Genomic DNA, 20,956 nt, shown 5'->3' with positions numbered 1-20,956 from the left:
GTCAGGGCTGGCCGCGCTTGTCACGCTGGCAGACCCAGAGCGAGGCCAGCATCAGCAGGCCGCCGATGGTCAGCCGGGTCAGGTCGGTGTCCTTGCCCCAGAGCAGCAGATTGACCAGCAAGCCGGCCGGAATGAGCGCATTGTTCATGATGGCCAGCACCCCGCTGGTGACCAGCGTCGCCCCCTTGTTCCAGAGGAAGTAGCCCAGGCCGGAGGCACCCACCCCCAGCCAGAGCAGAATGCCCCACTGCAACCCTGACGTTGGGTATTGCGGCTTGCCCAGCAGCCACCAGGCGGGCAGTGCGATCACCAGCGCCCCCAGATAGAAGCAGCCGAACACCGCCAGTTGCGGTGGTTGCTCCGCCTCCCGCGCCAGCAGTACCTTGTAGCCCACCTGACCCAGGGCGAAACAGAGGTTGGCCCCCTGCACCACCAGAAATCCCAGCACATAACTTTCGGTCAGGCCGTCGAAGCGGATGACGGCAGCCCCGAGCACCGCCAGCAGGGCGCCCCACAGATAGGTGGGCTTGAAGCGCCCCTCCAGCAGATCGTGGAGCAGGGTGACGTAGATGGGGGTGAAGATGGTAAAGACCAGCACTTCCGGCACCGTCAGCAGCAGAAAGGAGTGGTAGTAGAAGAGATACATGATGCCGAGCTGGATGGCGCCCAGCGCCATCAGCTTGGCCACCAGATCGGGGCGCAGCCAGCGGCGGCGCAGGAAGGGGAGAAACACCAGACTGGCGAGGGCGATGCGGGTCAGCACCGAGAAGTAGGCATCGACCTGACCAGCGAGGTAGACCCCGATCAGGCTGAAGGAGAATGACCAGAGCAGGGTGACCCCTATCAAGTAGTTCATGTGTTTGATTTATCGTCAGTTGTCAATTTTAAGGGGGCTATGATGGCCGAGATGGAAGCGGCAATCCAGCGTTTATGGGCGCGATTGCCACAGGTCGGAGCATTTTCCTTTACCGCCAGCAATGGCGAGGGGTCGGCGACCGACTGGAATGGTCGCGGCGAGGGGGTTGTGGCGGTGACCGATCATCAGGGGGGCTGGCTGTTTAACGAGCAGGGCCGTTACATCACGCCTCATGGTAGGAAGCTCGCCATGCACAACCGCTTCTGGTGGCAGCGCAGCGAACGGGGGATCCGTCTCTCCCATCTGCGTTATCAAGCGCCGGTCGAACTGTTCGAGCTGCTGCCGCAGGGGGATGGCCGCTGGCTGACCGCCGAGCCCCATCTGTGCGGGGCGGATCACTACAGCGCCGAGCTCACGGAGATCGACGGCGGTTTTTTGCTGAGCTGGCAGATCACCGGGCCGCGCAAGAACGAGCGACTCAGCTATCGCTATCTGGTCTGACGCCGGCTGGCAGGCATAAAAAAACCGGCGCAGAGCGCCGGTAGCGGGGGACAAATCGGAGGTTTTTTAAAACAGTCCCAAAAACAGGAGAGATAGACTCTCGTCACACATTCAGAGATGGACTTCAGGCATTCAGGGCATAGCTCAGCATGGCTTGCAGCTTGCTATCGAAGAACCAGGGCAGCAGTACCATCAGCAGGCCCAGGATCCCGGCCAGCCGCTGGCGATATTGCCAGCCGGCAATCAGTACCAGACCACCGCACAGTGTGGTCAGGATGCCTGACATAGGGAGACCTCGCGCTGCATGCGACGCTGTTGCGCCCACTGGTTCATGGCGACCGAGCCGAGGATCAGGGCCAGAGCAACACCTGTGGTGGGGTGGATCTGCTCGCCAAGGAACAGGGCACCCAGCATCACGCCGAACAACGGCACCAAATAGTTGCTGAAGGAGGCGAACGTCGGGCCGGCCTTCTGGATCAGCGCCATGTAGAGGAAATAGACCAGACCGGTACAGAGGGTACCCAGCACGGTGATCGCGCTCAGAGCCTGGGTGCTCGGCAGGGTCAGGCTGCCGAGGTCAACCATGAAGGGGGCGACCAGCAGCAACTGGATTGCCGAGGAGATCAGGATATTGCGGGCGACCACGACCGGATGGTCCTTGGCGAAGCGCTTGATCATCAGCAGGCCGATGGCGAAGCAGCTGGCACCCAGCAGGATGGCCATGGCACCGAGCAGACCGGCGTTCATGCCCTGGGAGAGTTTCGGCCAGAACAGGGTGAGCACACCGGCAAAGCCGATGATCACGGAAAGCAGGCCGGTTTTGGTGATTCTTTCACCAGAAATAAACAGCGGTGCAGCCAGAATGGTCACAAACGGGATACAACCCATGACCACGGCGGCGATGGCGCTATCCACATACTGTTGGCCCCAGGCGACCATGATGAAGGGGATGGTGGCATCCAGCAGGGCGATCAGCATATAGGTGCGCCACGGGGTGTGCTCACTCTTGAGCCGCATGAACAGGCAGAGCAGACCCAGGGTCAGGCTGCCGCACAGGGCACGACCGGCAGCCACCAGAATGGGTGGCAACTCGGCAACGGCCTGGTGCATGAAAATGAATTGGGAACCCCACAGCAGGCCAATGGCCAGCAATAACAGATAGCTACGCATTTGAATCTCCGATGTATTAAGCCAGCGCATTCTAGGCAATCTGTTACTATGGTAAAAATGAATTGTTGGCATTTAACTATGGCTAATATCGATGGATAGCTCGCTCGCCCGTCTCGACCTCAACCTGCTCGCCGTATTCGACATGCTGATGCAGGAGCGCAACGTCACCCGTGCCGCCGAACGGCTGCATCTCTCCCAATCCACCGTCAGTCACGCCTTGGGGCGGCTGCGGGTGGCGCTGGATGACCCGCTGTTCGTGATGAGTCGGCGCGAGATGATGCCGACCGAGCGGGCCAAGGCGCTGGCAGGGCCGGTGCGCCAGGCGCTGGCGATGCTGGAGCAGGGATTGCGGCAGGCCAAGGGGTTTGATCCAGCCACTGCGCGGCGGATTTTCCGCATCGCCACCCCGGGCTCGGTGGAGCACGGGCTGGTGCCGGTGCTGGTGGAGCGGCTCCATCGGCAGGCCCCTCACTGTCGGCTTGAGGTGTGCGAGCTGGCCGATAGCAACTACGAGCGGGAGTTGGAAAAGGGTGAGCTGGATCTGGTGATCGGTTTCGCCGGGGCGAATCATCTCTCACCCCGCTTATGGCGGGAGGAGTGGTTCAACAACCCGCTGGTCTGCCTGTCGCCGCTCGGCAGCGAATTGCCCGATGTGCTGACACCGGTCGAGCTGGTGAGCCGTCCCCACATCCACACCTCCAGCTGGGGTCACAGTCAGGCGATGGTGGAGCTCTGGCTGGCCCGCTTCGGGGTGGAGCGGGAGCTGGGCGTGCGGTTGCCGAGCTTTATGGCGGTGCCGCCGCTGATGGCGACCGGCCGCTATCTGGTGGTGGTGCCCGAGATGATCGGGCGCCACTTCTGCCGCTACTACCCGCTGCGGATGCACCAGCTCGACCCCGCCATCCCGATCGTCTACCTGATGGCAGGGCACCCGCTCACCGCCCACGACGAGGCGATCGGCTGGTTCAAGAGCCTGCTGCACCAGCTGGTGTTCGACCTCTACGGCGCCGATGCGCTCGGTACGCCCGCTCAGCGGATGTTGGCGAAGTAGTCGAGCCCCATGGCGCTTTTCACCTCCGCCAACACCTCATCGGTGATGATGCGGGCCTGCTCGGTGCCTTGATAGAGCAGTTCCAGCAGCATCCTCTTGTCGGCGATGGCCGCAGCACGGCGCTGCCGCATCGGCGCGAGCAGGGTCTGCAGGCAGTCGTTCAGCACCTGCTTGCAGCGCATATCCCCCAGTCCGCCGCGCCGGTAGTGAGCCTTCATCTCGGCGACCAGCTCCTTGTCGGGGTGGAAGGCATCGAGATAGGCGAACACCGTATTTCCCTCCACCTGGCCCGGATCGCTCACCTTGAGGTGGTTGGGGTCGGTATACATGGCGAACACCGCCTGCTTGACCTCTTCCGCCGACATGCCGAGCTCTATGGTGTTGCCGAGGGATTTGGACATCTTGGCCTTGCCGTCGATGCCGGGCAGGCGGCCGGTGTCGCTCAGGATCGGCTGGCATTCGGTCAGCACCTCTTTGCCTACCAGAGAGTTGAAGCGGCGGACGATCTCGTTGGTCTGCTCCAGCATCGGCAGTTGATCCTCCCCGACCGGCACATGGCTGGCGCGAAAGGCGGTGATGTCGGCGGCCTGACTGACCGGATAGACCAGAAAACCGGCCGGCAGCGTGCGTTCGAACCCTTTTTGCTGGATCTCTGCCTTGACGGTGGGGTTGCGCTCCAGCCGGGCGACGCTGACCAGATTGAGGTAGTAGCATGTGAGCTCGGCGAGGGCGGGCAGGGCGCTCTGCAAACAGAAGGTGGTCTTGGCCGGGTCTAGGCCGACCGCCAGATAGTCGGCCATCACCTCCAGCACGTTGTCGGTCACCTTGGCCGGGTTGTGGCCGTTGTCGGTCAGCGCCTGCAGGTCGGCGATCATCACGAATTGACGGTAGTGGTGCTGGGCTTCGACGCGCTGGCGCAGGGAGCCGACATAGTGGCCGATGTGCAGTTTGCCGGTGGGACGATCGCCAGTCAGGATTACGGGGTTGTGCATGTCACTCTCTCCAGTTGGGTGAGCCGGGAGGCGACAAAGGGATAAAAACAGTTGACCGCCTCTCGGCGGTCACGGTGTTTTCTTTGGGAAATTTACAATAGAAACGCGGTGCCGCCTGTTTAGGAGCAGCACCACCAGTAGTTGTGATTGAATGAGGTCATATTCATGGCAAATCAAACTACGCCGGTTTCATTACTTCTGCAAGGGGACGACCAGCAGATCGCAGGGCACCGTATTCATCAGCTGACGGGCGCTGGAGGTGAGCAGGCTCCAGAAGCTCTGGCGATGGCCGCACACCAGCAGGTCGATCTCGTACTCCTTGACCGCCTGATTGACCCGCTCGCTCAGATCGCCGCAGATCACCAGCTTCTTCTCGATGGGGTAGTCCACCGAGGCCAGAAATGCCTCCAGCTTCTCTTTCGCTTCGGCGATCACCTGATCCTGCACGTTGTCGATGTCGATATCGATCATCTCGGTGTAGAGATCCTTGAGGTCCACATCGACATGGATAACCGACAGCTTGGCGCCGTTGGAGCGGGCTCTGTCCACCGCCTTGTCGATCACCTTGCGGTTGTCTTCAGAGAGGTCGATCGCGGCCAGAATATGCTTGTAATAGGTTGTTCCACTCATGGGGGTTCTCCTTACCGATCCTTCAGCCCACTATACCAATCTCTGCTGAAACTAAAATGGTGCCTCAGGCACAGTTTTGGGATTTAAATGAGTTTAATGACGTGTGATACAGGGTCAGCCACTCAGTTATTAACCACTGTTCGCCTATAAATTAAACAAGAGTTTGACGCCGGTCACACCCCTCGGCTTGCCGATCAGGGGGGGGAGGCATAGGATGGGCCCGTGCTTCGCAATGAACACAAAACAACAAAAAGCATCTGAATACCGCTTTGGGGAGCCACGTGCTCCCTTTTGTTTTTCTGCCTCATTTCCTGCTGCTTTTCTTGCCGTTTTCTGACTGATAGCGATCCGGCATCAAGTTAATCTCCTGCGATTTGGTTATGCTGTAGCCAGTTTCTTTGGAGGCCTTCCCATGATCATTCATCCCCAGATTCAAGGTTGTGTTGCCCGCAACTGTCACCCCATCGGCTGTCGCGCCGCCGTGCAGCAGCAGATCGAACGCATCAAGGCCGCGGGCCCGTTCAATGGGCCCAAGCGGGTGCTGGTGCTGGGGGCCTCCTCCGGGTTCGGACTGGCGTCGCGCATTGCGCTCGCCTTCGGTGCCGGTGCCGACACTATCGGCATTTCCTTCGAGCGTGGCCCCTCCGACAAAGGATTGGGTAGCGCCGGCTGGTACAACAACATCTGGTTTCGCAAGGAGGCGGAGCAAGAGGGGCGTATCGCCATCAACCTGATTGGTGATGCCTTTTCCGACGGCATGCGCCAGCAGGCCATCGACACCATCCGCCAGCAGCTGGGGCAGGTGGATCTGGTGATCTATTCGCTGGCGAGCGGCATCCGGGTGCTGCCCGACGGTACGCAAGTGCGTTCGGTGCTCAAGACCACCGGCCAGCCGTTCAGCGGTTGGGGGCTGGATCTGGAGCGCGATACGCTGGTGCAGCAGTCGCTTGCGCCTGCCACGCCGGAGGAGATCCGCGATACCGTCACCGTGATGGGTGGCGAGGATTGGCAGCTCTGGATGCAGGCGTTGCAGCAGGCCGGTTGTCTCGCTCCCGGCGCGCAAACCGTGGCCTACTCCTATATCGGCCCCGAATCCACCTATCCCCTCTATCGGGATGGCACCATCGGTTATGCCAAGGAGCATCTGCATGCCACCGCCGAGACCATCAACCTGCAACTGGCCGAGATTGGCGGCCACGCCTGGGTGTCGGTCTGCAAGGCGCTGGTAACCAAGGCGAGCGCCTATATTCCTGTGCTGCCGGTTTATCTGGGCCTGCTGATGGGGGTAATGAAGGAGCGCGGCGTCCATGAGGGTTGCATCGAGCAGATGCAGCGACTGTTCGCCGCCAAGATGTACGGGCCCAATGGGGTGGTGGCCGATGGTAACCGGCTGATCCGGATGGATGACCACGAGCTCGACCCGGCCATTCAGGCTGCCGTTTCGGCGCTTTGGCCCAAGGTGACGCCGGACAATTTCCACGCGCTGGGGGACTTTGCAGGGCTGCGGCAGGACTTCATGCAACTCAACGGCTTCGAGCTGCCGGGCGTCGATTATGCTGCGCCGGTGGATGTCGCCTCCCTTGGGGAGCTGACCCCCTGAGCTGAAAGAAACGGGATCTCCCTCTCGTTGGCGGGTTGATTCGCGGCGGGAGTGTGGCGACAATCGATACCAAATCACTGAGGAGAAACAAGATGCTGGCCCAAGCCATGATCGAGAAGTTGAACGAGCAGATTAACCTGGAGTTCTACTCCTCCAATCTCTATCTGCAGATGAGCGCCTGGTGCGAAGACAAGGGCTTTGAAGGGGCGGCGACCTTCCTGCGCCAGCACGCCGTCGAGGAGCGCCAGCACATGGAGCGTCTGTTCACCTATGTGAGCGAGACCGGCGCCATGCCCAAGCTGGGTGCCATCGATGCCCCTCCCCACGAGTTCAAGTCGCTGGGCGACGTGTTCCGTACCACCCTGGAGCACGAGTATCACATCACCAAATGCATCAATGGCTTGGCCCACGTGGCCTTCACCACCCAGGACTACTCCACCTTCAACTTCCTGCAGTGGTATGTGGCCGAGCAGCATGAAGAGGAGAAGCTGTTCAAGAGCATCGTCGACCGTCTCGGTCTGGTGGGTGAAGATGGCAAAGGCCTCTACTTCATCGACAAGGAGCTGGCCGAACTGGCCAAGGGCGCTCCTGCCAGCATCATGGACAGCAACGCCTGATAGTCGTGGACACTTAGTGTTCAGCCAGTACAATAACGGCCCTTTTAAGGGCCGTTGTTTATTCTGGTGTGCAGTCACCGTTGTGATGTCAGCCAGAGGCAATCTCGGTTCTGGCCAGGTGCCGTTTCTATTTTGATAAGTGAGTGATGATGAAGCAGGTCGATGTGGTGGTGATCGGGGCCGGTGCGGCCGGATTGATGTGTGCGGCGCAGGCGGGCTACCGTGGCCGCTCCGTGCTGGTGCTCGACAACGCCAAGAAGCCGGGCCGCAAGATCCTCATCAGTGGCGGCGGTCGCTGCAACTTCACCAACCATCAGGCTGGCGCTCACGCCTACCTGTCGGAGAATCCCCACTTCAGCAAGTCGGCGCTGGCTCGCTACACCCAGCAGGATTTCATCGATCTGGTGGATCGCCACGGGGTCAACTATCACGAGCGCACTTTGGGGCAGCTGTTCTGTCTCGAGAGCGCCAAGGAGATCGTCGATGCGCTGCTCACCGAGTGCGACTGGGCCGGGGTGACCCTGCAGTTCCAGACCGAGATCCTCACCGTCAGCAAGCAGGACGAGGGCTTCGTGCTGACGACCAGCAAGGGGGAGATCGGCTGTCATTCGCTGGTCATCGCCACCGGCGGCCTCTCCATGCCCAAGCTGGGGGCGACCCCTTATGGCTTCAAGCTGGCGGAGCAGTTTGGCCTCAAGGTCATTCCGACCCGCGCCGGTCTGGTGCCCTTTACCCTCCATCAGGCGGAGAAAGAGGCGTTCGCCGATCTGGCGGGCATCAGCCTGCCGGTGGCGGTGACCGCCGAGGATGGGACTCGCTTCAAGGAGGCGATGCTGTTCACCCATCGCGGCCTCTCCGGCCCCGTCATCCTGCAGATCTCCTCCTACTGGCATGCCGGCGAGAAGATCCATATCAACCTGCTGCCGGAGCGGGATATTCCGGCCGCCCTGCGTGAGTGGGCGCAGGCCCATCCGGCCCAGGAGCTGAAAACCGTGCTGGGACGCGAGCTGCCCAAGCGCTTCGTCGACAAGCTGGTGGAGATGGGCCAGCTCGACAGCAAGCCGATGCGCCAGTACAACGAGCGGGAGCTGGAGGCCATCGCCACCCTGCTGGGAGACTGGCAGATCCTGCCCAACGGCACTGAGGGGTATCGCACCGCCGAAGTGACCCTGGGCGGCGTCGATACCAACGAGCTCTCCTCCAAGACCATGGAAGCGCGCAAGGTACCGGGCCTCTACTTCATCGGCGAAGTGGTGGATGTGACCGGCTGGCTGGGTGGCTACAACTTCCAGTGGGCCTGGTCCTCCGGCTGGGTGGCCGGTCAGTACTGTTGATGTCACAGGGGCTGGTTTATCCGGCCCCGATTTATTGGTCAGGGTTATGGTGATCGGTCGGGTTGCCGCAAGGGGGCGCAGATGCTTGAGAATCAGATGATGTTGTTGGCGGTGTTCGAACGGGCGGCGCTGATGCTGATGACCCTCTTCTTCCTGACCCGCACCCGGCCGTTCCAGCGGCTGTTCCAGAAGCGGGATCACACCCCGGCCGAGCTGGTGCTGGTGGCCGCCATCTTCTGTCTGTTTGCGGTGTTCAGCACCTACACCGGTATTCCGGTTGAGGGGGCGCTGATCAACGTGCGGATCATTGCCATCATCTCCGGCGGCATCCTGTTCGGCCCCTGGGTCGGCATTCCGGCCGGGGTCATCTCCGGTCTGCACCGCTATCTCATCGACATGGATGGTCACACTTCCATCCCTTGCCTTATCGCCAGCATTATTGCCGGCCTGCTCGCCACCTGGCTGCACCTGCGCTGCCGCAAGTCGCGGCTCTGGCTCTACGGCATTCTGGCGGGGATGCTGTGCGAAGGGCTGACCATGCTGCTGATCTGGCTGCTGACCGAGCCCCACGAAGTCGGGGTGGAGATCGTCAACCATATCGCCTATCCGATGATCGCAGGGGCGCTCTGCATCGGCCTCATCATCAAGCTGGTGCAGGATCTGGATGACGAGAAGGAGCTGATTGCTGCCAAGCAGGCCAAGCTGGCGCTCGATATCGCCAACAAGACGCTGCCTTTCTTCCAGAACATCGATCGCCACTCCCTCAGTCAGGTGTGCGATGTGATTCGGCGCGACATCAGCGCCGATGCGGTGGCCATCACAGATACCCATGACGTGCTGGCCTATGTCGGGGTGGGCAAGGATTACTACGAGCTGGAGGAGCACCACGCCATCAGCGGCATGACCCAGCAGGCGGTGCTGCTCGACCAGATCATCATCAACAACGATCTGCGCCAGTACCATCTGGCGGACTTCCACTCGGTCATCATTATTCCGCTGCGGGAGAACGGCGCCGTCAGCGGCACCCTCAAGATCTACTACCGCCGCACCCACAGCATCACCAGTTCGCTGCGGGAGATGGCGGTCGGCCTCTCCCAGCTCATCTCCACCCAGATGGAGGTGTCACGCATCGAGCAGTTGAAAGAGATGACCCGCAAGGCGGAGTTCACCGCCCTGCAGAGCAAGATCAACCCGCACTTCCTGTTCAATGCCCTCAACGCCATCTCGTCGCTGATCCGCATCCGGCCCCAGCAGGCGCGCCAGCTCATCGCCAATCTGGCGGATTACCTGCGCTACAACCTCAACAAGGGGGATGAACTCATCGACATTCAGGAGGAGCTGCAGCAGGTGCGCGACTACGTGGCCATCGAGCAGGCCCGCTTCGGCGACAAGCTGGAGGTGGTGTTCGAGGTGGACGACGTGCACATTCAGGTGCCGAGCCTGCTGTTGCAGCCGCTGGTGGAAAACGCCATCCTGCACGGCATCCAGCCACGCAGCGCGCCGGGCCGGGTCACCATCGAGGTGAAACAGTTGGCGGGCGGCATCCGGGTATCGGTGCGCGATACCGGTTACGGCATCAGTCAGGAGGTGATCGACGGGGTGGCTGCCGGGCGGGTGGAGAGCCGCAGCATCGGCCTGATGAACGTACATCAGCGGGTCAAGCTGCTCTATGGCGATGGCCTGCACCTCAAACGGCTGGAACCGGGTACCGAAGTGAGTTTCTATCTGCCGGATCAGGAGTCGATGCCATGCTGAGTGCCATCATGGTTGAGGATAAGTGTGTGCCGCGAGAGGTGTTGTCATGCTGAAAGCGATCATTGTGGAAGACGAATGTTTGATACGGGAGGAGCTTGCCTCAACTGTGCTCCTTCAGGGGGCAATCTCATGCTGAAAGCGATCATAGTGGAAGATGAATATCTGGCTCGCGAGGAGCTGGCCTATCTGGTGAACCAGCACAGCACCATCGAGATAGTGGCGAGCTTCGAGGATGGGCTGGAGGCGTTCAAATATCTTCAGGATCACGAGGTGGATGTGGTGTTCCTGGATATCCAGATCCCCTCCATCGATGGCCTGCTGCTGGCCAAGAACCTGCACAAGTCGAGCCATCCGCCCCACATCGTCTTCGTCACCGCCTACAAGGAGTTCGCGGTGGAGGCATTCGAGCTGGAGGCGTTCGACTACATCCTCAAGCCCTACAACGAGCCCCGCATCATCAATCTGCTGCAAAAGCTCGAGCATGCGGGCAAGTCGCAGCCAGCCACCACAGGGGAGGCGAGCGGCGAGGGGAGCAGCCCCCACAATCGCACCGTCAATCTGGTGAAGGGGGAGCGCATCATCGTCACCCCCTGCGAGCAGATCTACTACGCGGAAGCCGACGAGAAGCTCACCTATGTCTACACCCGCGACGATCGCTACGTGATGACCATGACCATCAGCGAGTTTGTCAGCCGGCTGCCAGCCGAGGGGTTCTTCCGCTGTCACCGCTCCTACTGCGTCAACATCAACAAGATCCGCGAAATCGTCCCCTGGTTCAACAGCACCTATCTCATCCGGCTCCATGATCTGCCGTTCGAGGTGCCGGTCAGTCGCAGCAACATCAAGGCGTTCCGTCAGCTGATGCGGCTCTGATTGTCATTCATTCCCGCCGATCTGCATTTCATGCCTTAATCGATCGGCGCGAGCTGCGCCTTGCCTATAGTGGCCTCAATTTCCTTAAGGCCATCGACCGAGACGCATCATGACCAAAGAGATGAACCGCACCCGGTACCTGACACTGATCGGTACCATCATCACCCAGTTTGCACTGGGTTCTGTCTATACTTGGAGCCTGTTCAACGCCCAGCTCTCCGACAAGCTGGACGAGCCGGTGAGTCAGGTCGCTTTCGCCTTCGGCCTGCTCAGCCTCTCGCTGGCTGTCGCCTCCTCCATGGCGGGTAAGCTGCAGGAGCGGTTCGGGGTGCGCAACGTGACCCTGGGCGCTGGCGTGCTGCTCGGCATCGGTTTCTTCCTCACCGCCCATGCCAGCAATCTGGCGATGCTCTACCTCTGCGCGGGCATTCTGGTCGGTTTTGCCGACGGTACCGGCTACCTGATGACCCTCTCCAACTGCGTGAAGTGGTTCCCGGAGCGCAAGGGGCTCATCTCCGCCTGCTCCATCGGGGCCTATGGTCTCGGCAGTCTCGGTTTCAAATACATCAACCTGCTGCTGCTCTCCAGCTCCGGCCTTGAGACCACCTTCCAGCTGTGGGGGCTGATCGCCATGTCCATGGTGCTGGTGGGCGGCATGCTGATGAAGGATGCGCCCAAGCAGGCCGCCTCCGTGCAGCAGAGCGAGAGCCGTGACTTCACTCTGGCCGAGGCGATGCGCAAGCCGCAGTACTGGATGCTGGCGCTGATGTTCCTCACCGCCTGCATGAGCGGCCTCTATGTCATCGGCGTGGCCAAGGATATCGGCGAGAAGATGGTGGGTCTGCCAGCAGTGGTGGCTGCCAATGCCGTCGCCATCATCGCCATGGCCAACCTGGGTGGCCGTCTGGTGCTGGGGATCCTCTCCGACAAGATGTCCCGCATCCGGGTTATCACCATTGCCCAGCTGATTACCCTGGCGGGCATGGCGCTGCTGCTGTTCGTGCCGCTCAATGCCAATCTGTTCTTCGTGGCGGTGGCCTGTGTGGCGTTCAGCTTCGGTGGTACCATCACCGTCTACCCCTCGCTGGTGAGCGACTTCTTCGGTCTCAACAACCTGACCAAGAACTACGGCGTCATCTATCTGGGCTTTGGTCTGGGCAGCATCATCGGCTCCATCGTGGCCTCTCTGTTTGGCGGCTTTATGGCGACCTTCCACCTGATCCTGGTGTTGCTGGTGGTGGCGCTGGTGCTCTCCCTCACCATTCGCCTGCCGGCACCGGTAGCGGTCGAGCGGGCCTGACAAGCCTCCCTGCCACCGCAAGCAAAAACAGAGACCCGGGCCATGCCCGGGTCTTTGCATTTCCGATGCTCGATCAGCGTGGCGCCAGTCCCAGCAGCTGGCGGGCTTTGCAGCAGGTTTCCTCCACCGTTGACCAGTCGTCACCGGTTACCGTGATGTGGCCCATCTTGCGGCCGGGGCGGGGTTCGCCCTTGCCGTAGAGGTGCAGATGCAGGCCGGGCAGCGTCAGCAGGGCAGCCCAGTCTGGCGTGCCGTTTTGCCAGAGATCCCCCAGCAGGTTGATTAACAGGGCGGGGCGCACGGCGATCTGCTCTGGCAGCGGCAGATCGCACAGGGCCCGCACCTGCAACTCGAACTGGCTGCATGCGGCGTTGTCGAGGCTGGGGTGACCCGAGTTGTGGGGGCGGGGCGCCAGCTCGTTGACCAGCAGGCGGCCTTCCACCAGAAAGAACTCCACCGTCAGCACCCCGACGTAATCGAGGGCAGCGATCAGCCGCTCAGCGATTCCTTTGGCTTCGCTCTCCAGCACCGGCACATTGGCCGGGGAGCGAGTCTGATCGAGGATGCCGCCGCAGTGCCAGTTCTGCACCAGCGGCAGGGCGCTGATGGCGCCGCTCGGACTGCGGGCCAGGGTCAGGGCAAATTCCCCCTCCAGTGCCAGCCGTTGTTCCAGCACGCAGGGCACGCCACTGGCTGCCAGCGCGCTCGCCAGCTCATCCAGATTACTCACCTGCCACTGTCCCTTGCCGTCGTACCCTTCGCGGGCCGTCTTGAGAATGGCGGGCAAGAGTTCGCTGGCCTGTGCGGGGATGGGCTCTTCCGGCAGTAGCGCCAGATAGGGGGCGACCGTGATGTCAGCTCCGCGCAGAAAGGCTTTCTCTTCACGGCGATCCTGACAGATGCGCACCGCGCTGGCGCCCGGGCGTACCGGCTTTTGTTGTTCGAGCAGGGCGAGGGGGGCGGCGGGCACGTTCTCGAACTCGCAGGTAATGGCATCGCAGCGGAGTGCCAGTTGGTGCAGGGCGGTCTGGTCGTCATAGGGGGCGACAATATGGTGATCGGCGGCGGCACCGGCGATGCTGGCCGGGTCGGGATCCAGCACCACCACCTTGTAGCCAAGGCGGTGGGCGGCCATCACAAAGTAGCGGCCAAGCTGACCGCCACCGAGCATACCGAGGGTGGCGGGAGGCAGGATCATGTCGGCTCCTCCAGTTGCAGCGCCAGCACCCGATCTCGCTCGTGGGTGCGGAAGTCGTCGAGCTGCTGCCGGTAGCGGGGGGCGTCGTCATCCCGGGCGACCGAGAGCAGAGAGACCGCAAACAGGGCTGCGTTGGCAGCCCCCGCCTCGCCGATGGCGAAGGTTGCGACCGGTACCCCTTTGGGCATCTGCACGATGGAGAGCAGGGAGTCCATTCCCTTGAGATGGCGGGAGGGGATGGGCACCCCCAGCACCGGCAATGTGGTCTTGGCGGCGACCATACCCGGCAGGTGAGCGGCGCCACCGGCTCCGGCGATGATGGCGCGCAGGCCGCGCTCGCGGGCAGTGGCGGCATACTCGAACAGCAGATCCGGGGTGCGATGGGCCGAGACCACCTGCGCCTCGTAGGGTACGCCGTGCTCCTTGAGGATGCGGGCGGCAGCCTGCAGCACGGGCCAGTCGGAGTCGGAGCCCATTACCAGGCCGATCAGGGGAGGGGTGTTCATTTTCTCTGAATCCTTGTTGTTAAACGTTTGCTTTTGGTAAACAAAAAGAGCCGGCAAGCCGGCTCAGAATTTCTCGGGTCGCACGATTTCGACCGGTTGCAGAAAGGCGATCATGGCGTAATCGGGGTAGTAACGACTCTGCAGGTGGGCCAGCAGCCGCTCCGCCTGCTCCCGGTTGCAGATCGCCTCCAGCCTGATGTTGCCGCTCTCGCTCCAGCTGGCGTTGCGCTCGCCATGATCCCCCCTGCCGCGGGCATCTGTGATGGTGTAGCCGCGCAGCCCCTCGCGGGTGAGAGTGCGCAGCAGGGTCGGCTCCAGATTGGCTTCCGTGATGATGGTCAGCAGGGTGCGGGTCTCGGTCTGCATGTGGCTACTCCGTGAAGTGGCGGGCCCAGCTGTGGTAGAGCGGGATCCCCAGCATGATGTTGAACGGGAAGGTGACCCCCAGCACGGCGCTGAGAGAGAGCCCCGGGTTGGCCTGAGGCACGGCGATGCGCATGGTGGCCGGCACGGCAATATAGGAGGCGCTTGCCGCCAGGGTGGCCAGCAGGGTCAGGCCGCCGAGGGAGAGCCCCATCAGCTGGCCAGCAGCCAGTCCCAGTCCCGCCGAGGCGAGCGGCATCAACAGGGCGAAGCCGAGCAGGAACAGGCCATGGCGGCGCAGATCCTGACACTGGCGGGCGACGATGAGGCCCATCTCCAGCAGGAACAGCGCCAGCGCCCCCTTGAACAGGTCGACAAACAGCGGTTTGAGCGGAGCAATTCCATCCGGCCCGGCCAGATAGCCGATGGCCATGCCGCCCAGCAGCAGGGTTACCCCTTTGCCGAGGAAGGTCTCGTGCGCCAGCATGCGCCAGCGGGTCTCGCGACTGATGCCGCGGGCCAGCACTATGCCCACCAGAATGGCGGGGATCTCCATCACCGCGAGAAAGATGGATAGCTGGGATTCAAAGCTGATGCCCCGTTCGGTGAGCCAGTTCACTCCGACCGCGAAGGTGGCGACGCTGACCGAGCCGTAGTGGGCGGCAGTGGCGGCGGCATCCACCCGGTTCATCTTGAGGCGCAGCACGGCAAAGCCGAGCAGGGTCTGCACCACGCCGAGCAGGATCACCAGCGCAAGTTGCGGCAGCAGGGGTTGCAGGGATTGCTGGGCCAGACCGACGCCGCCCTTGAGGCCGATGGCCAGTAGCAGAAAGAGAGAGAGGGTGTCGTAGAGGGCGGGCGGCAGCTTGAGCTCGGAGCGCACCAGACCGGCCAGCAGACCAAACAGAAAGAAGAGTACAACAACGTCCAGCATGATGGTTCGCAGGGCAGTTCAGATAATGGTTGCATGCTAGAGCCCGCAATGTTTCGATAAAATCAGATTCTCGCTGATAGTTGTTCGATAAAAACTGATAGGGAACGACATGCTCAACTACAAACAGCTCTACTACTTCTGGCATGTGGCACGCAGCGGCAGCGTGACGCAGGCCGCCGAACAGCTGCATCTCACGCCGCAGACCATCAGCGGTCAGGTTGCAGATCTGGAACAGTCCCTAGGTGTGGCGCTGTTCAACCGGGTGGGTCGGCGTCTGGTGCTGACCGCCGCCGGACGGCAGGCGCAGGAGCAGGCGGGGGCGATTTTCTCGCTCGGCGCCGAGCTGGAGCATACCCTACGCCACGCCAGTGAGGAGTTGACCATGCAGGTGGGGATCGCCGACTCGGTCCCTCGCACCCTGGCGTTTGAGCTGCTGGCTCCCGCCATGGCGCTGGCGACGCCGCTGCGGCTGGTGTGTCACGAGGAGCGGGCCGAGCAGTTGTTCAGCGAGCTGGCCCGTCACAAGCTGGATATGGTGCTGATTGATCGCCCGCTCCCTCCCGACAGCGGCGTGCGTGGCTATAACCACGAGCTGGGGCGTAGCCCGCTGGCGCTGTTTGCCAGCCCGGAGCTGGCGGCGCGGGCGCGGGACGGCTTTCCCGCCTCGCTGGAGGGGTTGCCGTTGCTGATCCCCGGAGAGAAGTCGGCCACCCACGATCGGCTGCTGGAGTGGTATCGTCAGCAGGGCATTCATCCCCATCTGGTGGGGCAGTTTGATGACTCCACCCTGATGAAGTCGTTCGGCAAGGCAGGGATGGGGATCTTCCCAGCGCCGCTGGCGATGGCCGACGAGATTGGCCGCCTCTACGGAGTGGAGCGGATTGCGACTCTGGCCGACGTTACCCTCTCTTACTATCTGGTCTCGGCAGGGCGCCATCTCTCTCATCCCGGGGTGCAGGCGGTGATGGAGGGGGCCCAACAGCGGCTGGCGGTGCTGGCTGGCAATAAATAGAAATCTGGATGGCTATACATCCAGCTTTGCTCTGCCTATAATCCTCCCGCTTTGGCGCATCATGCTTAATAGGGAATCCGGTGAGAATCCGGAGCTGGCGCGCAGCGGTAAGGGGGAACGAAGCGACATCAGGGCACTGCCGTCAGGCGGGAAGCCGTCGCCGTAGGCTATCAGCCCCCGAGCCCGAAGACCTGCCAGAGTTCGTATTTCGGGCCGAGAGAAACCGGCCACGAAGTAGATACTTACGCGAACTTAAGGATCTCTCATGTCGAAGAAATTTTTGGCGGCTGCCCTGTTGCCGACGGCGGCGTTTGCCCAAACCACCATCCCCATCAATCCAACTCTGGTCATTACGGCCAACCGCGTGGAACAACCGGTCAGCTCGGTGCTGGCGCCCGTTGTGGTGATCGATCGCGCAGAGATCGAATCTCGTCAGGTTCAGAGTTTGCCCGATCTGCTGAAGACCCTGCCCGGTGTACAGATGGCGACACTGGGAGGCCGGGGTCACATCAGCAGCCTGTTTATCCGTGGAACCAACTCCAACCACTCGCTGGTTTTGATGAATGGTCGTCCGATTGCCGCCATGGTGGCGGGCACGCCTGATCTCAGCCAAATCCCGCTCGGCAATATCGAGCGCATCGAGTATATCCGCGGCCCACGCGCGGCTGTGTATGGCTCCGATGCCATCGGCGGGGTGATCAACCTCATCACCAAAACATCCGCCAAGAATGGCAGCGAGACACATCTGAAGGGCGGTGCTGGGAGCCATGGCTATGGTCAGGGCGAGCTCAAAACGGTTCAGTCATTGGGTCAAAAAACCGATATGAACATGCTGATCGGCTACGAGCGTACCGATGGTTTTGATGTCGTAGCCAATACCAAACAGCCGGATCGGGATGGTTTTGCTAGCCGTAATGGCCAAATTGGTTTGAACCACGCTTTTAATGATGCTTGGAGTGCGGACTTCAATGCTCAGGGCTATGACAATCTCACCGACACAGATGGCAGCACGGACCAGAGTCGGGTACAGGCTTTCCAATATGATGGTGGTCTCAAGTTCCAGGGTAAGGATCTGATCAGTCGACTTGAAGCCAGTTACGGTGAGAACAAGCTGAAGACTTGGCAGGAGGCTAAAGGAGAGGCTAGCGGTGAGCCTATTCATACAGGTTTAACCCGCTTCTCCTGGATTAACAGTTGGAGCGGCATCGAAGGGATGAATCTGACCGGTGGCGCAGATTGGCAGCGTGAGGAGATGAAATCAGACTCCCGCAGCTATGGCAAAACCTTCAGCGCACCTGATCGCGACAATACCGGTCTGTTTGCCGTGGGGAGCTACCGTTGGCAGGCGCTGCTGTGGGAGCTGTCAGGTCGTACCGATGACAACCAGCAATATGGCCGTCACAACACCTGGTCTGCGGCCAGCGGGCTGGATATCGATGAAAACCATAATGTCCGGCTGAGCTACGGTACTGGCTTCAAAGCGCCCACCTTCAACCAGCTCTATTATCCAGGGTCTGAGAATCCGACACTCAAGCCGGAAGAGAGCAAAAACCTGGAGCTGGGTCTGTCAGGCCGCTATTCGGCCTGGGACTGGTCTGTAAATCTGTATCGCAACCGCATCGATAATCTGATTTATTGCCTGACCAGCATGAGCTACACATGCAATCCCAAAAATACCACGGCGGATATCAAAGGGGTGGAAACGGAAATCGGTATCGATACCGGGCCCGTGCATCATCGTTTGAGTTACGACTACACCAGAGCTAAAGACAAGGGTAATCAGGATTTGCAGTTGCTGCGCAGAGCCAAGCATAAGGGTAGTTGGATCGCAGAAACCCGATTCGATGCCACAACACTGACGACTGAGCTGCTCTATGTCGGTAAGCGCTATGACAATAACTGGGCGACAAACCAACGGGTAGAGCTCGGTGCGTATACGTTGTTAAACCTGGCCGCCAGTTACGAGGTGACCCAGCAATTTACCTTGGGGGGGCGTATAGATAACTTGTTCGATCGTGATTACGCCCCTGCCTATGGTTATGCCTCACCGGGTACCGAGTTCAAAGTGACTGCCGATTATCGCTTCTGATGCTTTATTCGGTTCATCTTTGAAAAACCGAGGCCCTGCCATTGGCAGGGCCTTTTCTATTGGCGGCAGGCGGGAGTATGATCGCCGCCTTGCACCAAAGGGGGAGGTCAAGTGGCCAATATTCTCGTGTTTGACTCCGGTATGGGTGGCCTGACCATCTACCGCGAGATCCGTCGCGTTCTGCCGGTACACAACTATTTCTACTGCTTCGACAATGCCAACTTCCCCTATGGTGAATTGAGTGAGCCCGCTCTCATCGCAGCCTGTTCCCGCTTGGTTACTACCATGGTGGCCCGTCATCAGATCGATCTTGTGGTGATTGCCTGCAACACGGCCAGCACCATAGCGCTGCCGGCCCTGCGCGAGGCTCTGGATATTCCCGTGGTGGGGGTGGTGCCAGCCATCAAGCCCGCAGCTGCGCAGACTCGCAACGGTTGTATCGGTCTGCTGGCCACACCGGGTACCGTCAGCCGCGACTATACCCACGAACTGATCGCCCAGTTTGCTCCCGGCAAGCGGGTGTTGCTCAAGGGCACCACCGAGCTGGTAATAGAAGCAGAGCACAAGCTGGCGGGCCTACCGGTCAATATGGCGCTGCTGCGTGAAGTGCTGGCTGACTGGCTGGAGGGGGAAGAGCAGCCGGATACGCTGGTGCTCGGTTGTACCCACTTCCCGCTACTCAATGAAGAGATTGGGCAGCTGATGCCGCAATGTCAGCTGATCGACTCAGGCAGTGCAGTTGCCAAACGGGTGGCCTGGTTGCTGAGTAATGGCGGGCATGCCACCGTGCAGCCTGTACATATAGAAGAGGTAATTGCCAGGGCTTACTGTACCCGGCTGGATGGGGAGGCTCAAAAACCGACAGCCCCCTTGCAAGCATGGGGGCTGTCATCACTGGAAGAGGTGAAGTACTGACGAGCGGTTAGGCGTCAGTTTCGCTACCTTCTCTTTCCTCTTTATCACGTTTGTCATTCGCTTCACGCACCTTGAGGGTGCGCTGCTGGTACTCTTTATCATTCAACGCGGCAATCGCCTTGGCGGCATCGGCGGCGGGCATCTCCACGAAACCGAAACCTCTGCGCTTGCCGGTTGCCTTGTCCTTCATCAACCGCACGGAAATTACCTGGCCCTGTTCGGCAAACAATTCGCGCACTGCGATCTCATTGGCGCGATATGGCAGGTTGCCTACATATAAGGTGCAAGTCTCCTGATTGGCGATCGCTTCGGCTGCATTAGCCGGGGTTCTTTTCAGGAGCAGCGGTACCACAAAACCGCCAATCGCCAGACCTGCTGCAAAAATGACTTCCGCTTTCAAAGAGAATTGCAGGGCCTGGGCAACCAGGTAGCCAACCACTGCCAATACCAGAGCAAGGATTGCGGCCTGCATATAGACGGGAAACTTGGATAAATTCATCTTAAAAGACCTTTTGTAAATGAAAGCAAAAAAGGTGCAACACTGTATTCACCTCCATGGTAACCAGCTTTCCTGATTGGCGCTACCATGGTCCACTCGGAAGAGGTTATCGGCTCCAGTATGGCACTCCCAAAGGCTCTGGCGGCGATATAAATGACGCTAAAAGGGGAGTGAAACAGCTGGATTGTGGATAACCTTGTATATATACACTGAATAAGCTGTTTCTAATTGAATAATTTGAAATTTTCGTGATTTTCTTCAAAAAAACTATTGTCATCGCGGCGCGGCTCCCTATAATGCGCCCCTACCAGCACGGCGGAACACGCCAACCTGATGAGCCCGCTTCCTAGCGAATCCGGCGCCGCAAAGAAAAGCGAAAACAATCGCTTGACTTTCGAAGTGAGAAGCGTAATATGCGCCTCCTCAACGCGATAAGCGTGACGCTCTTTAACAATTTGAATCAAGCAATCTGTGTGGGCACTCACAGCATCGAGCATCAAAAACAATTTTTGATTTTCAATGTCTGATGAAGTGACCAAAGCAACTTTTAGTTGCAGCAGTTAATTCAGCAATTCATTGAGCCGCCAACTCCTTGGTAACAAAGAGTGGCAACCAAACTTAAATTGAAGAGTTTGATCATGGCTCAGATTGAACGCTGGCGGCAGGCCTAACACATGCAAGTCGAGCGGCAGCGGGAAAGTAGCTTGCTACTTTTGCCGGCGAGCGGCGGACGGGTGAGTAATGCCTGGGGATCTGCCCAA

At 60.3% G+C, this 20,956-nt stretch carries 21 protein-coding genes, 1 rRNA gene and 1 riboswitch; of the genes, 12 read left to right on the top strand and 10 right to left on the bottom strand.

Going from position 1 to position 20,956, the window contains the following annotated elements; translation table 11 throughout:
* Position 1 precedes the first annotated feature (1 nt).
* Complete coding sequence (locus tag A9G06_RS09685) at positions 2-856, bottom strand: carboxylate/amino acid/amine transporter (protein WP_069555093.1); 855 nt, start codon at positions 854-856, stop codon at positions 2-4.
* 42 nt (positions 857-898) lie between these two features.
* Here A9G06_RS09685 and A9G06_RS09680 point away from each other — a divergent pair, with 42 nt between their 5' ends.
* The gene (locus A9G06_RS09680; RefSeq protein ID WP_069555092.1) at positions 899-1,357 is read left to right on the top strand and encodes a DUF6314 family protein; all 459 of its coding nucleotides are present in this window, start codon (positions 899-901) and stop codon (positions 1,355-1,357) included.
* A 124-nt stretch (positions 1,358-1,481) separates the two neighbouring features.
* On the opposite strand, the gene A9G06_RS21925 is transcribed toward A9G06_RS09680, so the two are convergent.
* Both A9G06_RS21925 and A9G06_RS09675 read right to left on the bottom strand, forming a co-directional pair.
* Positions 1,482-1,643 carry a hypothetical protein gene (locus A9G06_RS21925; RefSeq protein ID WP_005339236.1) on the bottom strand — a complete coding sequence of 54 codons (162 nt, stop codon included), beginning with the start codon at positions 1,641-1,643 and terminating at the stop codon, positions 1,482-1,484.
* Positions 1,628-2,527 (bottom strand): EamA family transporter, encoded by a 900-nt coding sequence (locus tag A9G06_RS09675; RefSeq protein ID WP_005357113.1) that lies wholly within the window; start codon positions 2,525-2,527, stop codon positions 1,628-1,630. Before A9G06_RS09675 ends, A9G06_RS21925 begins: the two co-directional genes overlap by 16 nt.
* Positions 2,528-2,618: 91 nt before the next feature.
* Between A9G06_RS09675 and A9G06_RS09670 the strand changes: the two genes are divergently transcribed.
* The gene (locus tag A9G06_RS09670) at positions 2,619-3,578 is read left to right on the top strand and encodes a LysR family transcriptional regulator (protein ID WP_069555091.1); all 960 of its coding nucleotides are present in this window, start codon (positions 2,619-2,621) and stop codon (positions 3,576-3,578) included.
* Here the strand turns inward: A9G06_RS09670 and trpS are convergent.
* On the bottom strand, positions 3,557-4,570 hold the full coding sequence (trpS, locus tag A9G06_RS09665; RefSeq protein WP_069555090.1) for a tryptophan--tRNA ligase: 1,014 nt from the start codon (positions 4,568-4,570) through the stop codon (positions 3,557-3,559). The genes A9G06_RS09670 and trpS overlap by 22 nt on opposite strands.
* Before the next feature lie 192 nt (positions 4,571-4,762).
* On the bottom strand, positions 4,763-5,200 hold the full coding sequence (locus A9G06_RS09660; RefSeq protein ID WP_005339229.1) for a universal stress protein: 438 nt from the start codon (positions 5,198-5,200) through the stop codon (positions 4,763-4,765).
* A 412-nt stretch (positions 5,201-5,612) separates the two neighbouring features.
* Here A9G06_RS09660 and fabV point away from each other — a divergent pair, with 412 nt between their 5' ends.
* From fabV to A9G06_RS09630, 6 genes are all read left to right on the top strand, one after another.
* Positions 5,613-6,800 carry an enoyl-ACP reductase FabV gene (gene fabV / locus A9G06_RS09655; protein ID WP_069555089.1) on the top strand — a complete coding sequence of 396 codons (1,188 nt, stop codon included), beginning with the start codon at positions 5,613-5,615 and terminating at the stop codon, positions 6,798-6,800.
* Between the two features lie 92 nt (positions 6,801-6,892).
* Positions 6,893-7,417, top strand: coding sequence for a non-heme ferritin (gene ftnA / locus A9G06_RS09650; protein ID WP_005339225.1), 525 nt, complete (start codon positions 6,893-6,895; stop codon positions 7,415-7,417).
* A gap of 149 nt (positions 7,418-7,566) precedes the next feature.
* Positions 7,567-8,751 carry an NAD(P)/FAD-dependent oxidoreductase gene (locus A9G06_RS09645; protein ID WP_083243762.1) on the top strand — a complete coding sequence of 395 codons (1,185 nt, stop codon included), beginning with the start codon at positions 7,567-7,569 and terminating at the stop codon, positions 8,749-8,751.
* An 81-nt stretch (positions 8,752-8,832) separates the two neighbouring features.
* Positions 8,833-10,506, top strand: coding sequence for a sensor histidine kinase (locus tag A9G06_RS09640; protein WP_069555087.1), 1,674 nt, complete (start codon positions 8,833-8,835; stop codon positions 10,504-10,506).
* Positions 10,507-10,635: 129 nt separating this feature from the next.
* The gene (locus A9G06_RS09635) at positions 10,636-11,379 is read left to right on the top strand and encodes a LytTR family DNA-binding domain-containing protein (protein ID WP_069555086.1); all 744 of its coding nucleotides are present in this window, start codon (positions 10,636-10,638) and stop codon (positions 11,377-11,379) included.
* A gap of 109 nt (positions 11,380-11,488) precedes the next feature.
* A complete protein-coding gene (locus A9G06_RS09630) occupies positions 11,489-12,679 on the top strand; it encodes an MFS transporter (RefSeq protein WP_040069602.1) in 1,191 nt (396 codons plus the stop codon).
* A 73-nt stretch (positions 12,680-12,752) separates the two neighbouring features.
* On the opposite strand, the gene A9G06_RS09625 is transcribed toward A9G06_RS09630, so the two are convergent.
* From A9G06_RS09625 to A9G06_RS09610, 4 genes are all read right to left on the bottom strand, one after another.
* Positions 12,753-13,877, bottom strand: a complete 1,125-nt coding sequence (locus A9G06_RS09625; protein ID WP_069555085.1) for a 5-(carboxyamino)imidazole ribonucleotide synthase — start codon at positions 13,875-13,877, stop codon at positions 12,753-12,755.
* Entirely contained in the window at positions 13,874-14,383 is a 510-nt protein-coding gene (gene purE, locus A9G06_RS09620; protein ID WP_069555084.1) for a 5-(carboxyamino)imidazole ribonucleotide mutase, read from the bottom strand. Before purE ends, A9G06_RS09625 begins: the two co-directional genes overlap by 4 nt.
* A 63-nt stretch (positions 14,384-14,446) precedes the next feature.
* Complete coding sequence (locus A9G06_RS09615) at positions 14,447-14,749, bottom strand: transcriptional regulator (protein ID WP_069555083.1); 303 nt, start codon at positions 14,747-14,749, stop codon at positions 14,447-14,449.
* A gap of 4 nt (positions 14,750-14,753) precedes the next feature.
* Complete coding sequence (locus tag A9G06_RS09610) at positions 14,754-15,680, bottom strand: sodium-dependent bicarbonate transport family permease (RefSeq protein ID WP_005342109.1); 927 nt, start codon at positions 15,678-15,680, stop codon at positions 14,754-14,756.
* Positions 15,681-15,789: 109 nt separating this feature from the next.
* Between A9G06_RS09610 and A9G06_RS09605 the strand changes: the two genes are divergently transcribed.
* From A9G06_RS09605 to murI, 3 genes are all read left to right on the top strand, one after another.
* The gene (locus tag A9G06_RS09605) at positions 15,790-16,692 is read left to right on the top strand and encodes a LysR family transcriptional regulator (RefSeq protein ID WP_069555082.1); all 903 of its coding nucleotides are present in this window, start codon (positions 15,790-15,792) and stop codon (positions 16,690-16,692) included.
* Between the two features lie 35 nt (positions 16,693-16,727).
* A riboswitch (cobalamin riboswitch) is annotated at positions 16,728-16,906 on the top strand.
* A 51-nt stretch (positions 16,907-16,957) separates the two neighbouring features.
* The gene (locus A9G06_RS09600) at positions 16,958-18,781 is read left to right on the top strand and encodes a TonB-dependent receptor (RefSeq protein ID WP_069555081.1); all 1,824 of its coding nucleotides are present in this window, start codon (positions 16,958-16,960) and stop codon (positions 18,779-18,781) included.
* A gap of 111 nt (positions 18,782-18,892) precedes the next feature.
* Complete coding sequence (murI, locus tag A9G06_RS09595) at positions 18,893-19,696, top strand: glutamate racemase (RefSeq protein ID WP_069555080.1); 804 nt, start codon at positions 18,893-18,895, stop codon at positions 19,694-19,696.
* Between the two features lie 7 nt (positions 19,697-19,703).
* Here the strand turns inward: murI and A9G06_RS09590 are convergent, their stop codons facing one another.
* Positions 19,704-20,195 (bottom strand): RNA-binding protein, encoded by a 492-nt coding sequence (locus A9G06_RS09590; protein ID WP_069555079.1) that lies wholly within the window; start codon positions 20,193-20,195, stop codon positions 19,704-19,706.
* A 620-nt stretch (positions 20,196-20,815) separates the two neighbouring features.
* Here A9G06_RS09590 and A9G06_RS09580 point away from each other — a divergent pair.
* A 16S ribosomal RNA gene (locus A9G06_RS09580) occupies positions 20,816-20,956 on the top strand; the annotation flags it as partial.

The sequence above is a fragment of the Aeromonas sp. DNP9 genome (assembly GCF_001728955.1).
Taxonomy (GTDB): Bacteria; Pseudomonadota; Gammaproteobacteria; order Enterobacterales; family Aeromonadaceae; genus Aeromonas; species Aeromonas veronii.
The sequence above is the reverse complement of the archived record's forward strand: the minus strand, read 5'-3'. Positions and strand labels throughout refer to the sequence as shown.